The 12,941-nt window shown below is 72.7% G+C and carries 13 protein-coding genes; 6 read left to right on the forward strand and 7 right to left on the reverse strand.

The window, feature by feature from the left end; translation table 11 throughout:
- Position 1 precedes the first annotated feature (1 nt).
- The gene (locus tag ACLJPL_RS08690) at positions 2-706 is read right to left on the reverse strand and encodes a succinate dehydrogenase cytochrome b subunit (protein WP_411080148.1); all 705 of its coding nucleotides are present in this window, start codon (positions 704-706) and stop codon (positions 2-4) included.
- A 95-nt stretch (positions 707-801) separates the two neighbouring features.
- Between ACLJPL_RS08690 and ACLJPL_RS08695 the strand changes: the two genes are divergently transcribed.
- Entirely contained in the window at positions 802-1,698 is an 897-nt protein-coding gene (locus ACLJPL_RS08695) for a LysR family transcriptional regulator (RefSeq protein WP_411080149.1), read from the forward strand.
- Between the two features lie 18 nt (positions 1,699-1,716).
- On the opposite strand, the gene ACLJPL_RS08700 is transcribed toward ACLJPL_RS08695, so the two are convergent.
- The 3 genes from ACLJPL_RS08700 to ACLJPL_RS08710 all read right to left on the reverse strand — a co-directional run bounded on the left by ACLJPL_RS08700 (position 1,717) and on the right by ACLJPL_RS08710 (position 5,902).
- Positions 1,717-3,891 (reverse strand): putative bifunctional diguanylate cyclase/phosphodiesterase, encoded by a 2,175-nt coding sequence (locus ACLJPL_RS08700; RefSeq protein WP_411080150.1) that lies wholly within the window; start codon positions 3,889-3,891, stop codon positions 1,717-1,719.
- Positions 3,888-4,706, reverse strand: a complete 819-nt coding sequence (locus tag ACLJPL_RS08705) for an SAM-dependent methyltransferase (RefSeq protein WP_411080151.1) — start codon at positions 4,704-4,706, stop codon at positions 3,888-3,890. The genes ACLJPL_RS08700 and ACLJPL_RS08705 overlap by 4 nt, the downstream gene beginning before the upstream one ends.
- Before the next feature lie 236 nt (positions 4,707-4,942).
- Entirely contained in the window at positions 4,943-5,902 is a 960-nt protein-coding gene (locus tag ACLJPL_RS08710) for an SCO0930 family lipoprotein (protein ID WP_411080152.1), read from the reverse strand.
- A gap of 715 nt (positions 5,903-6,617) precedes the next feature.
- Between ACLJPL_RS08710 and ACLJPL_RS08715 the strand changes: the two genes are divergently transcribed.
- The 3 genes from ACLJPL_RS08715 to ACLJPL_RS08725 all read left to right on the forward strand — a co-directional run bounded on the left by ACLJPL_RS08715 (position 6,618) and on the right by ACLJPL_RS08725 (position 8,332).
- Positions 6,618-6,752: a hypothetical protein gene (locus ACLJPL_RS08715; protein WP_411080153.1), complete on the forward strand. Its 135-nt coding sequence runs from the start codon at positions 6,618-6,620 to the stop codon at positions 6,750-6,752.
- Between the two features lie 25 nt (positions 6,753-6,777).
- Positions 6,778-7,545: a DUF4239 domain-containing protein gene (locus tag ACLJPL_RS08720; RefSeq protein ID WP_411080154.1), complete on the forward strand. Its 768-nt coding sequence runs from the start codon at positions 6,778-6,780 to the stop codon at positions 7,543-7,545.
- Between the two features lie 208 nt (positions 7,546-7,753).
- Complete coding sequence (locus ACLJPL_RS08725; RefSeq protein ID WP_411080155.1) at positions 7,754-8,332, forward strand: hypothetical protein; 579 nt, start codon at positions 7,754-7,756, stop codon at positions 8,330-8,332.
- A gap of 89 nt (positions 8,333-8,421) precedes the next feature.
- Here ACLJPL_RS08725 and ACLJPL_RS08730 read toward each other — a convergent pair whose 3' ends face one another.
- Entirely contained in the window at positions 8,422-8,904 is a 483-nt protein-coding gene (locus ACLJPL_RS08730) for a hypothetical protein (RefSeq protein ID WP_411080156.1), read from the reverse strand.
- Between the two features lie 325 nt (positions 8,905-9,229).
- On the opposite strand from ACLJPL_RS08730, the gene ACLJPL_RS08735 reads away from it, so the two are divergent.
- Positions 9,230-9,892 (forward strand): class F sortase, encoded by a 663-nt coding sequence (locus tag ACLJPL_RS08735; RefSeq protein WP_411080157.1) that lies wholly within the window; start codon positions 9,230-9,232, stop codon positions 9,890-9,892.
- 18 nt (positions 9,893-9,910) lie between these two features.
- Here the strand turns inward: ACLJPL_RS08735 and ACLJPL_RS08740 are convergent, their stop codons facing one another.
- Complete coding sequence (locus ACLJPL_RS08740) at positions 9,911-11,269, reverse strand: hypothetical protein (RefSeq protein ID WP_411080158.1); 1,359 nt, start codon at positions 11,267-11,269, stop codon at positions 9,911-9,913.
- 152 nt (positions 11,270-11,421) lie between these two features.
- Complete coding sequence (locus ACLJPL_RS08745) at positions 11,422-12,273, reverse strand: polysaccharide deacetylase family protein (RefSeq protein WP_411080159.1); 852 nt, start codon at positions 12,271-12,273, stop codon at positions 11,422-11,424.
- 180 nt (positions 12,274-12,453) lie between these two features.
- Here ACLJPL_RS08745 and ACLJPL_RS08750 point away from each other — a divergent pair, with 180 nt between their 5' ends.
- Positions 12,454-12,915 carry a universal stress protein gene (locus ACLJPL_RS08750; protein ID WP_411080160.1) on the forward strand — a complete coding sequence of 154 codons (462 nt, stop codon included), beginning with the start codon at positions 12,454-12,456 and terminating at the stop codon, positions 12,913-12,915.
- The last annotated feature ends 26 nt before the right edge of the window (positions 12,916-12,941 follow it).

Genomic DNA, 12,941 nt, shown 5'->3' on the forward strand with positions numbered 1-12,941 from the left:
GTCAGCTCACCACTCCGGTCATGACGGCGACGGGTACGGAGACGAAGCCCAGCGTCAGCACCGCCGCGAGGACGCCTGCGAGGGTCTTCAGGACGCGGTCGCGGGTCGCGTTGCCGACGCCGAGGGTCTGCGCGGCGCTCCAGAATCCGTGCTGGACGTGGAGGCCCATGGCGAGCACGGCGACGATGTAGATGGCGTTGCCGTACCAGGTGGAGAAGGTGTCGATGACGTTCTGGTACGGGTGCCCGGCCTCGAAGCTCGTGTGGACGGTGCCGGTCGTCAGGTCGAGGATGTGCCAGACGATGAAGAGCGCGAGGATGATCCCGCCCCAGCGCATGGTCCGGGTGGCGTAACTGGCGCGGGGCCTCTTGTGGACGTACTTCGCCGGGCGCGCCCGGATGTCGCGGCGGCTGAGCTGGTACGCGCAGACGCCGTGCAGCACGACGGCGGCCACCAGGCCCACGCGGACGATCCAGAGCGCCCACTCGTAGTGCAGGATCGGTTCGCCCATGGTGCGCAGCCAGTGGGCGTACCCGTCGAACTCACCGGGTCCGAAGAAGATCTTCAGGTTGCCGGCCATGTGGGCGACGAGGTACCCGAGCATGATCAGGCCGCTCACGGCCATGATGGTCTTCTTGCCGACGGTCGAGTCCCAGAGCGTACGCGTCATCGACGGCCGTCGGTCCGTCCGCGTTGCCAATGCCATGAACACGACGGTAGGGGCGAAAGGCCCATCGGTCCAACACATGACACGGCTGATCTTCATAGGCTTTGCCTATCGGGGCGCAGTAGCCTCGGTCCATGCACTTCCAGCAGCTCACTTATTTCGTGGCCGTGGCCGAGACCCTGCACTTCACCCGGGCGGCCGAGGCCGTGCATGTGTCGCAGCCCTCGCTCTCCCAGCAGATCAGGGCCCTGGAGACGGAGCTCGGCGCGGAGCTGTTCAGCCGGGCCCGGGGCAACATCGCCCTCACCGACGCGGGTGAGGCGCTGCTGCCGCTGGCCCGGCGGATCCTCGCGGACGCGGAGACCGCGCGCCACGAGGTGCAGGAGCTGGTGCAGTTGCGGAGCGGCCGGGTGCGGCTCGGGGCGACGCCGAGCCTGTGTACGGGGCTGCTGCCCGATGTGCTGCGCGCCTTCCACGACCGGCATCCGGGGGTGCGGCTGCTGCTGGAGGAGGGCGGCTCGCACGACCTCGTACGTCAGCTGGCGCGGGGCGCTCTCGACCTGGCCCTGGTGGTGCTGCCGCTGCCGGCCGCCTCCCCCGCGCTGACCACGGTGGAGCTGCTGCACGAGGACCTGGTGGTGGTGTCGTCCGCCGCGGAACCGGCCCCCGGGCGGGGCGGCCGGGTGCGGATCGCCGATCTCGAGGGGGCGCCGCTGGTGATGTTCCGGCACGGGTACAACCTGCGGGAGCTGACGCTCGCCGCCTGCCGGGCGGAGGGGTTCGAGCCCGCGTTCACGGTGGAGGGCGGCGAGATGGACGCGGTGCTCGGTTTCGTACGGGCGGGGCTCGGGATCGCGGTGGTGCCGAGCATGGCCGCGCACCGGGCGGGCGACGACCTGCGCAGGACCCCGCTGGCCGGGCCGGGGCTGCGGCGCACCATCGCGCTGGCGCACCGCAGCGACGTGGCCCCGCCCCGCGCGGCCCGGGAGCTCCAGCGGATGCTGCTGGAGCACGGGCCGGACGGGGCGTGACCGGGGCTCGGCGTCGGCTCAGACCGCGTCGGCCAGCAGCAGCGCGTGGATGCGGTCCGGGGCGCCGGGGCGGGCGTAGTACCAGCCCTGGGCCGTGTCGCAGCCCAGGGCGCGCAGTTGCTCGGCCTGGGCCCCCGTCTCCACGCCCTCCACGGTGACGGCCAGCTCCAGGCTGTGGGCCAGCGACACGATCCCCTCGACGATCTTCAGGTCGACCGGGTCCGCCGGGTGCTGCTGCATGCCCCGGGTGAAGGACCGGTCCAGCTTGAGGACGCTCACCGGCAGCCGCCGCAGGTTCGCCAGGTTCGAGTACCCGGTGCCGAAGTCGTCGAGCGCGATGTCGACGCCCATCTCCGCGAGCTGCCGCAGCGGCTTGAGGAGATCGTCGTCGGCCCCGATGAGCGCCGACTCGGTGACCTCCAGGCAGAGCGCGCCCGGCTCGAGGCCGGAACGCTCCAGGACGTCGACCGTCTCCGCGACCAGCCGGGGGTGGTGGAGCTGGGTCGGGGAGAGGTTGACGTTGATCCGCAGCGGGCCGCCGTCGCTGTGCCGCTCCTGCCAGAAGTTCGCCTGCCGGACGGACTCCTCCAGCACCCAGCGCCCGAGCGGCACGATCAGCCCGGTGTGCTCCGCGAGCGGGATGAACCGGTCGGGGCCGAGCACCCCGTGCTGCGGATGGCACCACCGTACGAGCGCCTCCGCGCCGTGCACGGAGCCGTCGCCCAGGTGGACGAGCGGCTGGTACTCGATGAAGAACTCGCCCCGGTCCAGGGCGGTGGGCAGGGCGGTGGTCAGCCCGTGGCGGGTGATCGCGCGGGCGTCGGCCTCGGCGTCGGCCAGTTCGAAGCGGTTGCCGCCCGCCGCCTTGGCCCGGTACATCGTGATGTCGGCGCTGCGCAGCACCTCGGCGGCCCCGCGCACGCCGGAGGGGCCCTCGACGATGCCGATCGAGCCGCGGACGGTGAGCTCGCGGCCGTCGAGCCGGATCGGGGTGGAGAGCACGTTGAGGATGCGGCAGGCGAGCTCCTCCACCGCGTCGGCGGTCTCCGGGCCGGTGGTCAGGGCCACGAACTCGTCGCCGCCGAGCCGGGCGACCATCTCGCCGGGCGCGGTCGCGCAGCTCTGCAACCGGTCGGCGACCTCGACCAGCAGCCGGTCGCCGGCCGCGTGGCCGAGGCTGTCGTTGATGGCCTTGAAGCCGTCGAGGTCGAGATAGCAGAGGCCGAAGCGAGCCCCTTCCCCGGCGGCGAGGACCTTCTCCAGGCGCTCGAAGAACAGGGTCCGGTTGGGCAGTCCGGTGAGCGCGTCGTGGGTGGCCTCGTAGCGCAGCCGCAGGTTCAGGAGCCGGCGCTCGGTGGTGTCCTCCATCAGCGCCAGCTGGTACTGGGGACGGCCCTCGGGGTCGCGCAGCAGGGAGACGGTGAGGTTGGTCCACAGGACGGTGCCGTCGTTGCGGTAGTACGCCTTCTCCACCCGGTAGTGGTCGCGCTCCCCCCGTACCAGCTCGTTGTAGAACTTCCAGACCTGGGGCGAGTCCTCGGGGTGGACCCACTCGTTCACCTTGTGGCTGCGGACGTGGTGCTCCAGCCCGCCGAACATCTTGGTGAGGGTGTCGTTGATCTCCAGGATGTTGCCGTCCAGGTCCGCGATGCCGATGCCGATGGCGGCGTCCTTGAAGACCGCGCGGAAGCGGGCCTCCGTGGCGTGCAGGGCCTGTTCGGCCTGGGAGCGGGCGGTGAGCGCCGAGCGGGCGATGGCCTCCTGCTCGGCGAGGGTGCGCTCGCGCAGGGCCTGGGAGAAGCCCGCGGCCAGGGTGTGCTGGATGCGGGCGCAGCGGGCGCGGGCGTCCTCGGTGGACAGCTCGCCGGGGCCGTTGCCGCCGCAGTACAGCACGAGGTAGGAGTCGACGACCCCGAGCGTGGAGCTGAGGGCGTCCGGGTCGGTGCAGTGCGCGTCGATGAGCGCCGCGCCGACGCGTGCGGCGGGCGATGCGTCGAACGGGCGGGCGTGGAGGACGCCGTTGAGCTCGCGCGCCAGCGGCAGGAGGTGCCGCTCGAACTCCGGGCGGGTCAGGGAGGTGGCCGTCAGGGGGAAGATGGCCCGGCTCCAGATCGTGGCGAACCTCCGGAGCCGGTCTTCCGGCCCGTCCGGTTCGGCGTCCTGCTCACCGGACGCCTGGGCGGGAGTGCTCACGCCTTGCGCCCGACCCCTGCGAAGCCCGAGAAGGCGTACGGGTCTTCCTGCTCGGGCACGAGCGGGGTGTCCGGCCGCCACTCGGGCATCGACACGAGACCGGGCTCGACCATCTCGTAGCCCTCGAAGAACGCGCCGATCTCCTCGCGCGAGCGCATGATGAGCGGGCTGCGGGTCGTGCGATAGACGCCGACCGCGCCGCCCGCCTCCTCCTCGGAGAGCGGGATGCCCTCGTACGAGGCGTGGGTCAGGACGATCAGACTGCCGGGGGCCAGTGCCTCGCGCAGCTCGGCGACCGCTCCGCGCGGGTCGTCGGCGTCCTCGATGAAGTGCAGCACGGCGACCAGCAGCAGGGCCACCGGTCGGTTCAGGTCCAGCAGTCGGGTGATCTCCGGGTTCGCGAGGATCTCCTTGGGCCGGCGCAGGTCGGCGGAGGCGATGACGGCGCGGTCATCGCCCTCCAGCACCGCCTGGCTGTGCGCGACGGCGACCGGGTCGTGGTCGACGTACGCCACCTTGGCCCGCGGATCGGCGGCCTGGGCGACTTCATGCACGTTGCCGAACGTCGGGATGCCGGAGCCGATGTCCAGGAACTGGTCGATCCCCGCGTCGACGGCGTAGCGCACGGCCCGGCGCATAAAGGCCCGATTGGCCTGCATGATCTTGGGAAGGCCCGGCAGGAACTCCATGGCCTTGCGCGCGGCTTCCCGGTCCACCTCGAAATTGTGCGATCCGCCCAAATAGAAGTCGTACATGCGGGACACGCTCGGCACGGAAATATCTATGCCCTGCGGTGCCCAGGCGGGACGCTCCATCGATGTCTCCAACAAGTCGCCACGGCGGTCCGGCCATGTTCATGGTCAGTGTTGACCAGAGGCTACTGATCGACCGCCAGGAGAGCGAGTGGAAACGGAAATTAGCGGTCCGTTATTGGTCACACTCCGGTGGTGTCGACGGCCGGTCCGTCGCAGCGTGTGCGCAGGCGGCGACGGACCGGCACTTCGTCCACCGATTCCCGGTGGTTCGGGGCTACTTGGGAGCTACTGGGCGGTTACTTCGGCGCGCCGACGAGCTTGGAGTCGGGTGAGACGGCGAACCATGTTCCGCCGACTCCCTGGCCGTTGACGTCACCCGGCTTCCGGTCCCCGGCGAACGTATAGAGGGGCCAGCAGTCGATGGTCTGCTGCTTGACGCCGTCAGGACGGTCGAAAGTGACGAACCCCTTCTTGGTGATGCCTTCCACCGAGTTTTTGGACACGGGGGCGACTACCGGCCACTTCTTGAGGCAGTCGCCGGTGCAGGCCGTCTTCATCGGCCATGCCGAGTCCTTCGTGAAGCGGTAAACCGTCATACCGCGCTTGTCCACCACGATGTCACCGAGTTCCGGATCCCTGCGGACCGAAAGCCCCGCCGCGTCGGCCGGTTCGGCCGCGCCCGCGCTGTCGGCGTTCGCCGTCGCCTTCTTCCCGTCCGGGGCGGCGGCGAACCACGTGCCGCCGACGCCCTGGCCGTTGGTCTGTCCCGGTGCGGTGTCCTTGGCGTACCGGTACAACGGCCAGCCGTCCAGGGTGAGTTGCTTGGATCCATCGGACCGGGCGACCTCCCCGAGCAGGTCCGCGGCGGTTCCGGCGGCGGCCGTGGCGTCGCCCGCGGGCACGATGGGCCAAGCCTGGGCGCACTCGCCGTCGCAGTTCGACTTCGGCGGACTGGCGGTGTCCTTGTCGAACCGGTAGAGCGTGAACCCCTCGCTGTCGGTGAGCACCTTTCCGAGCTTCTTGCTGTCCTGCACGCCGAGTTGGCCCGCCGCCTTCGGGGCGGCGGCGTCCGTGCCGGAGCCGTAACCGTCGCCGCCGTTGCCGTATCCGCCCTCGGCGGGCTGCTGGGCCGGGGCCGCGTTGCCCACCGACTGGCCGTTGGGCGATGCCGTGCCCTGCTCCTGACCGCACGCCGTCGTCAGCGTCAACAGGGCCGCGGCGGTGACCGCGAGCGAGGCGTTGCGCCAGGTGTTCATGTCGACTCCCGAAGTGCTTCGTGGTTCCGCTGCCGTCGACGGCGCGGATCCGCGCCGTTCATGGCCCTAGGTACGGGGCGTCGACGGGGTCGCGTTCAATGCGGGGCCGAGAAGAATGCGGCGGCCTTCGGGCCGCGGCGGCGGCCGGACGTCCTCCGGGGCGTCAACCGGCCGCAAACATGAACGGCGCATTGTCCCACCATCAGGCGAATCAGCGCCGAGTACCGCGTGTCGCCCGACGACGCGGATCATGCTCCCGGTCGTGTACGGATCACGCATCGGGCGGCTCTCGACAGCCGCCGCACTCGTCTGGCTGATAGCCGTACCGCTGCCCGCGACCGCCGACAGCTGCGCGGTGGCCACCATCGGGCAGGGCGACGGCAGTACCGCGGTCGCGGTGGCGGGCAACGGGAGCTGCGTGGCGGTGACCACACCGGAGCCGCCGCCGCCCTCGCCATCGCCACCGCCGAAACCCCCGCCGCCACCTCCCCCACCGCCGCCGCCTCCGCCACCCCCGCCTCCGGAGCCGCCCCCTCCGCCACCGCCTCCCCCGCCGCCGGCACCCCCCGCACCGGAGCCACCGCCTCCGCCGCCACCCCCGCCCGCACCGCAGGAGCCGCCGCCACCTCCGCCACCCCCACCGCCGAAGCCCCGGCCCGCGCCGAAGCCGTCGCCGGCCCCCTCCGTACGCCCGAAACCCCCGGAGCTGCGGCCCGTGGCGCTTCCGACGTACCGCAAACCGACCCGCAAGGAGCCGCGGAGCGGGCCCTCCCTGGTGTCGCTGACCCTGCTGATCACCGCCCCGGCGGTGTTCGCCGTCGCCGTGCTGCGACCCCGGTCGTCCCGCTGATCGTCCCGCTGACGAGGAGATATCCATGTCCGAATGGCTCGTCCTGAGCATTGCCATGGCGTCGGCCTGCGCGGTCGTGCTCACCATCGCGGTCCTCAACAACCGCCGGATCGCCGACGATGACGATCCGTCCCAGACGCCCGACGTCATCGAGTACATGACGATGATGATCGGCGTGGTCTACGCGATCGTCCTGGGCCTGGCCATCGCCGGGGTCTGGGAGGGCCGCAGCGCCGCCCAGGAGTCCGTACGGCTGGAGGCGCAGGCGCTGCACGAGGTGCAGGCGCGCGCCTCCGTCTACCCGGCCGAGGTCCGCGACCGCATCCGCGCGGACGTCGACGCGTACGTCGCCCATGTCATCGACGACGAGTGGCGGGTGATGGCCGAGCGGGGCGGCCTGACCGAGCGCGGCACCGAGCTGCTGGACCGGGTGCGGGCCGACGTCACCGACTACGAGCCGACGACCGACCACGAGGGGCAGGCGTACCAGCCGCTGGTGGACCAGGTGGCGGCGGCCGACGACGCCCGCAGCTCGCGCGCGCAGAACGCGGGGGCGACGATGCCCGGGGTGGTGTGGTTCGGCCTGATCATCGGGGCGCTGGTGACGGTCGGGCTGATCTTCACCCTCCAGATCCGCAGAACCTTCCGGGAACTGCTGCTGGCGGGTCTCTTCAGCGCGCTCATCGCGTTCCTGCTCTTCCTGATCTGGGACTTCGACGCGCCGTTCGGCCGGGGCATCTCGGCCACGGCCGCGCCCTTCCTCGACCTCTTCCCGGAGGCGACCGGCCGATGACCCCCTGCTCCCCGGCCGGCGCACGGGCGCACCGGTCGGCCCGCGGCCCGGCCGGTGCGCCGGCCGGGGGGCGGGACTGACCCGTTCGCCGTACCCCGATAGCGGACCGTGCGCACGGCTCTTAGCGTGTCGGGCATCGAGGTGCATTTTTCCTGCTATGTGGAAATTCGTTCCACGGCTGCCCCTCGGGGAACCCGGAGGATCCACCATGCGCGCGATACGTGTCGCACCCCTCGCTCTCCTGGGCGTCACCGCCCTCACCCTGCTGGCTCCGTCCGCCGCCCACGCCGCACCGGACGGGGCCATCAACACGTTCAACCCGACGATCACCCCCTCGGTCGTCGCGCCGGGCGGCCGGGTCACGCTCGGCGGCGGCGGGTGCACCGGCGAGACGACCGTCACCTCGGGCGTCTTCGACACGACCGCCATCCCGAGCGGCAGCACCACCGCCACCGCCACCGTCGACACGGACGCCCGGCGGGGCGCGGTCTACGCGGTGACGTTCTCCTGCGGTTCCACCGGCACCACCCGCAACGTCAACCTGACCATCACCGCCGGAGCCACCAGCGCCCCGGTCCCCACGTCCACGACCGCCCCCACCACCTCGCCCACCGTCAGTTCCACGGCGATCGCGCCGATCGCCCCGAGCGGTGTGCGCGGCGGTCTCGGCGGCAGCACCGGCGCCATGGACACCGTCCAGCTCGCCGCGGGCGGGGCCCTGGTGGCCGCGTCCGCCGCCGGCGCCCTCTACTTCGCACGCCGCCGCGGCGCCGGCCGCCGGCACTGACGGCACGACGTGCGCACGACAGTCGCCCCGGGTCCTGATCGAGGACTCGGGGCGACGGGCGTATCGGGCCGGGCGGGAGGTCGGACGTCCTAGAACGCCGCATGGCTCGTCCGTCGACGCCGGACGAGGAAGACGGCGCCGCCGACCGCGGCCGCGGCCACCAGTCCGCCGCCGATCTGCATCTCCGTGGAGTTCGGCCCCAGGGAACCGCCCAGGCCGCCCTGCGCGCCGTTGCCGGCGAGCACGGTGAACTTGTGGGTCGCGATCCGGTCGTTGTCACTGCACTTCACGGAGAGGTGGTAGTGACCCGGCGTGGTGTTGTGGCGGATGTGCGCGGTGGCGTAGTTCGTGCCGTCGCCCCCCGACAGCTCCGTCGTCGGGAAGGCGTTCGACCAGACCTTGCCGCCGTGGCCGCAGCCCCGCGCGGTGACCTTCAGGGTCGCGCCCTGGTGGACCGACTGAGGGTTGACGCTGACGCTGACCGGACCGTTGGTGGCGGCGGCCATGGGGGCGGTGAGCCCGATGGCCGCGAAGGCGGTCGCGGTGACCGCGAGAGCGCGTGAAGCACGCATCGTGTGGACCTCCAGCGGGAAACGCCCCGGAGTCCTGCCCTCCGGGATGGATCGACGTGAACGCCTCCCATGACGAACACTCACCAGCCGGTACGACGATCGCACTTCGGCACTGCTCCACCCCGGTGACGCGACACGCCGTACGAAAACCCCCGAACCTGACGGTTCCGCAGGTCACAGGCCATCAGAAGTTTTATCCGCTCATTACTCCGAAGGGCAGTCACCCTGGGTGGACGGATGAGGGCCGCCACCCGTTCGCCCCTCCCTGATCGCCGTCCGGCCGCGCCGCCCCTAACGTTCCCTTCGTCGCGACGAAGGGAGCACCATGGGCCGGGAGTACGCTGGCGCCGAACGGACCAGGCGCGTGCCGTGGGGCGCCGTCGCCCTGGTCATGCTCACGGGCCTCGCACTGATGCGCAACGGCGCCGAGTTCGGCGAGGAGGGCCCGCCGCAGCCCGCCGCTGCGGCGTCGCTGGACCTGGGCTCGGACGCCGCGGGGCCGCCGGTGGAGGGCGAGCCGGTGCAGCCGCTGCCCTACGCCCCCGCCTCCCGGGTGAAGATCTCGTCCATCAACGTGGACGCCCCGGTCATCGACGTCAACCTGGACGCGAACGGCTGGATCGACGCCCCGCCCGCCGAGGACCCCAACCTCGCCGGCTGGTACCAGAACGGCATCGCGCCCGGCCAGCGCGGGACCGCCGTCGTCGTCGGCCATGTCGACAACAACTCCGGGCCCGCGGTCTTCTACGGCCTCGGCTCGCTCCAGAAGGGCCACCACGTCGAGGTGAAGCGCTACGACGGGCGCGTCGGGGTCTTCGAGGTGTACGGGGTGGAGGTGTTCTCCAAGGACGACTTCCCCGGCGCCCGGGTCTACGGCGACACGGGCCACGCCGAGCTGCGGGTCATCACCTGCGGCGGGGCGTACTCGAAGGCGGGCGGCTACGACGGGAACGTGGTGGCCTTCGCCCGGCTCGTCGACACCCGCTGACCCGACCCCGGGGCGGGCTCAGCGGGGGACGCCCGCCCGGTCCAGGAGCGCCGCCATCTCCTTCGGCGGCAGCGCGGGGTTGACCGCCGCGGCCGCGACCACGCCCGGATCCGGGTCCGCCAGCAGCTCCACGATCCTGGCCGCCGGAAGACGTCCGTCGAGGGCCGCCGCCTTTCGCACCACGGCGTCCGGGTCCCGGCTCAGCCGTTCGACGAGCCCGGACGCCGCATCCGGATCGCGTACGGCCAGGGCGCGGGCCCTCGGGTCCGCCGCGTCCGCGAAACGCCGGGCGAGACCGGCCGCCGGGAATCCCGGCCGGGAGACCAGCCCGGCCACGGCCCGGTGCGCGCCGTGCAGATACAGATCCAGCAGCAGTTCCGCCGGGGCCTGCGGGTGGCGCTCGGCGAGCAGCAGCCGTACGGCGAAGTCGGCGTCGCCCGCCAGGAGTTCGACGCAGTCCTCCGGCAGCTCCCAGCACACGGCGGCGCTGCGCCGCAGCCAGGTGTGCGCGGACGCCGCGCACCGACGCAGGGTTTCCGGGTCGTCGCGCGCGTCCCACACCCAGCGCAGGGTGGCGAGCCGGTCCTCGGGGTCGATCCGCCAGTCGATCGCGGCCCGCTCGTCCTCCGAGAGGCCGGGGCGGGCGGAGACGGCCAGCCGCACCGCCGGGTCCGCGTGGCCGGCGAGCCCCGCCGCGAGGTCCTCGGGGAGGGTCGGGTTGAGCGCGAGCCGTGCGAGCCGGACCTCCTCGGCCACCAGGCGCTCGGCGAGGGCCCGTCCGAGCCGGCCCCGCTCCACCACGTCCTGCAACCGCCAGTCGGCCGCGAACGTCCCGACGAGCTCCTCGGTGCGCTCCTCGTCCTCGTGCATGACGTGCAGCGAGGCCGCGTTGCGTACGGCGGGGTCGGCGTCGGAGAGGAGTGCCGCCCGCACGTCGTCGGTGAGCAGGCGCCACACCCGCCGGCAGGCCGCCAGCCGGAACGAGGGGTCCGCGTGGCCGGCCAGCGGGACCAGCACGTGGTCCGGGGTGGACGGGGCCTCGACCGTCTCGTACCGGACCATGCCGCGCTCGTGGTTCAGAAGGCGCTCATACGCCCGGTCCGGCAGCGGGGGCGCCTCGATGCGGTACGGGTGGGGCCCCGCCGCCACCGCGAACGCGTCGGACGCCGGCCCGTCCAGGAGCCGGGCGCGGAGTTCGGGATCGGCGGTCCAGCTCCGGGCGAGCGTGGTCCGCACCCGGCTGTCGGGATGGGCGAGCACGGCCTCGGCGACCTCGGCGGGCAGCTCGGCGCGCAGCGAGAGCCGGAAGGCGACGTCCTGGTCGTTCAGGGCCAGCAGCCGCAGCAGCACCCCGGCCGGCGCGGCCGGATTGCTCACCAGGGAATGCGCTGCGTACCGCACGGTCCTGATTCCCCCGCAGGTTGTTCCGCCCCCGCGCCCGGGGCGGTGCCCCCGGCGCATACCCGGGGCACCTTACCCGGGCGCGGCGGCCGTCCTGCCGGGCCCGCCGCGGACCCGTCAGGCGCGCTTCAGACCCGCTGCGGCACCGTGATGCGGTAGCCCTCCTCCAGCAGCCGGGGAAGATAGCGGCGCAGGGCCGCGACGCTCTGGGACCGGTTGCCGCCCGCGTCGTGCGAGAGGACGACGACGCCGGGGGCCGCCCCGTCCAGCACCCGGCGGACGATGACGCCCGTCCCCGGGGTGGTCCAGTCGAGGGTGTCGACGGTCCACGCCATCGGTTCCATGCCCAGGTCCGCGCCGATCTCGAACGAGTTGCGGTTCCACGCGCCGTACGGGGCGCGGTACCAGAGCGGCGCGGCGTTGAGCGTCCTGTCGACGACCTCGCTGGTCCGTCCGAGCTCGTCGCGGATCGCGGCGCGGGAGAGACCCGGGATCAGCGGGTGGGACCAGGAGTGGTTGCCCACGACATGGCCGTCGTCCGCCATCTCGCGCAGCAGGTCCCGGTTGGCGGCGGCCATCTCGCCGCAGACGAAGAACATCGCGCGGACCCGGTGCTTGCGCAGGGTGGCCAGGATGTCCGGGGTGTAGAGCGGGTCGGGCCCGTCGTCGAAGCTGAGCACCATGGAGTGTCCGAGGTCGGGGAGCTCCTCGAAGGGCCGGGTGCGCACCGGCGGCCTGGCCGGCCGGAAGCGGGGCGGGGCGGCGGCCGTCATGGGCTCCAGGCGGTACGCGGGGGGCCTGGCCGGCAGGCCGGCGGGCGGGCCCGCGGCCGCGGCGGGCGGGGTGCCCGCGGCCCGTGCGGGGCGGGTCGGCGTGGACGCCGGATCGGCGGCGACGAGATGGACGGCGGTGGCGGTCGTGAGGCCGAGGGCGACCTTGAGGAGGGTGCGGCGGTCGGGCCGGATGTGATCGCTCTTCATGGCCAACTGCTCGCACGGCGGTGCCCCCGCCTCGGCCGACGACACCACATGATGACCGTTTTATACCCATTTGACGCAGCGGACGGCGGGCGGCCGACGCGAGCCGGGACGCCCCGCCCCGGCCTTCCGCTCCGGGGTCCCCCGGCTCCCCCGTCCGGGCGAGCCGATAGCCTCGGAGCCGTGACAGAGCAGCAGCCCCATCAGTTCGAACGAGGCACGGACGGGCCCAAGGTGATCGTCGCGGGGGTCGACGGGTCGGACTCCTCCATGCGCGCCGCCGCCTACGCCGCCGGACTCGCCCGGCGGCAGAACGCCACGCTCGCCCTCGTCTACGTCCAGCCCGTGATCACGGGTGGTGCCGCGCTGGGCGTCCCCGTCGCCGACACCACGGGGGAGATCGCCCAGGAACTGGTCGACGAGATCCGGGAGTCGGCGGAGCGGCTGAAGGACACCTGGGACGTGCGCTGGGAGTTCCACACCTTCCGGGGCGACCCCTACAACGGGCTGGTGACGGCGGCCGACGAACTCACCGCCGACGCCGTGGTGGTGGGGGCGTCGGAGTCGGCGGGGCACCGGTTCATCGGCTCGGTGGCCGTGCGGCTGGTGAAGGCGGGACGCTGGCCGGTCACCGTGGTCCCCTAGTACTGCAACGGTGCTTACCCTCACCG

Origin of the sequence: Streptomyces sp. cmx-18-6 (genome assembly GCF_046548915.1) — a bacterium.
Taxonomy (GTDB): domain Bacteria; phylum Actinomycetota; class Actinomycetes; order Streptomycetales; family Streptomycetaceae; genus Streptomyces.

What these genes read in the sequence shown, in the direction of transcription:
- ACLJPL_RS08730 (WP_411080156.1), bottom strand. Translation starts at nt 8,904, where the DNA reads ATGCGTGCTTCACGCGCTCTCGCGGTCACCGCGACCGCCTTCGCGGCC.
- ACLJPL_RS08745 (WP_411080159.1), bottom strand. Translation starts at nt 12,273, where the DNA reads ATGAAGAGCGATCACATCCGGCCCGACCGCCGCACCCTCCTCAAGGTC.
- ACLJPL_RS08705 (WP_411080151.1), bottom strand. Translation starts at nt 4,706, where the DNA reads ATGGAGCGTCCCGCCTGGGCACCGCAGGGCATAGATATTTCCGTGCCG.
- ACLJPL_RS08735 (WP_411080157.1), top strand. Translation starts at nt 9,230, where the DNA reads ATGGGCCGGGAGTACGCTGGCGCCGAACGGACCAGGCGCGTGCCGTGG.
- ACLJPL_RS08695 (WP_411080149.1), top strand. Translation starts at nt 802, where the DNA reads ATGCACTTCCAGCAGCTCACTTATTTCGTGGCCGTGGCCGAGACCCTG.
- ACLJPL_RS08720 (WP_411080154.1), top strand. Translation starts at nt 6,778, where the DNA reads ATGTCCGAATGGCTCGTCCTGAGCATTGCCATGGCGTCGGCCTGCGCG.
- ACLJPL_RS08725 (WP_411080155.1), top strand. Translation starts at nt 7,754, where the DNA reads ATGCGCGCGATACGTGTCGCACCCCTCGCTCTCCTGGGCGTCACCGCC.
- ACLJPL_RS08710 (WP_411080152.1), bottom strand. Translation starts at nt 5,902, where the DNA reads ATGAACACCTGGCGCAACGCCTCGCTCGCGGTCACCGCCGCGGCCCTG.
- ACLJPL_RS08690 (WP_411080148.1), bottom strand. Translation starts at nt 706, where the DNA reads ATGGCATTGGCAACGCGGACGGACCGACGGCCGTCGATGACGCGTACG.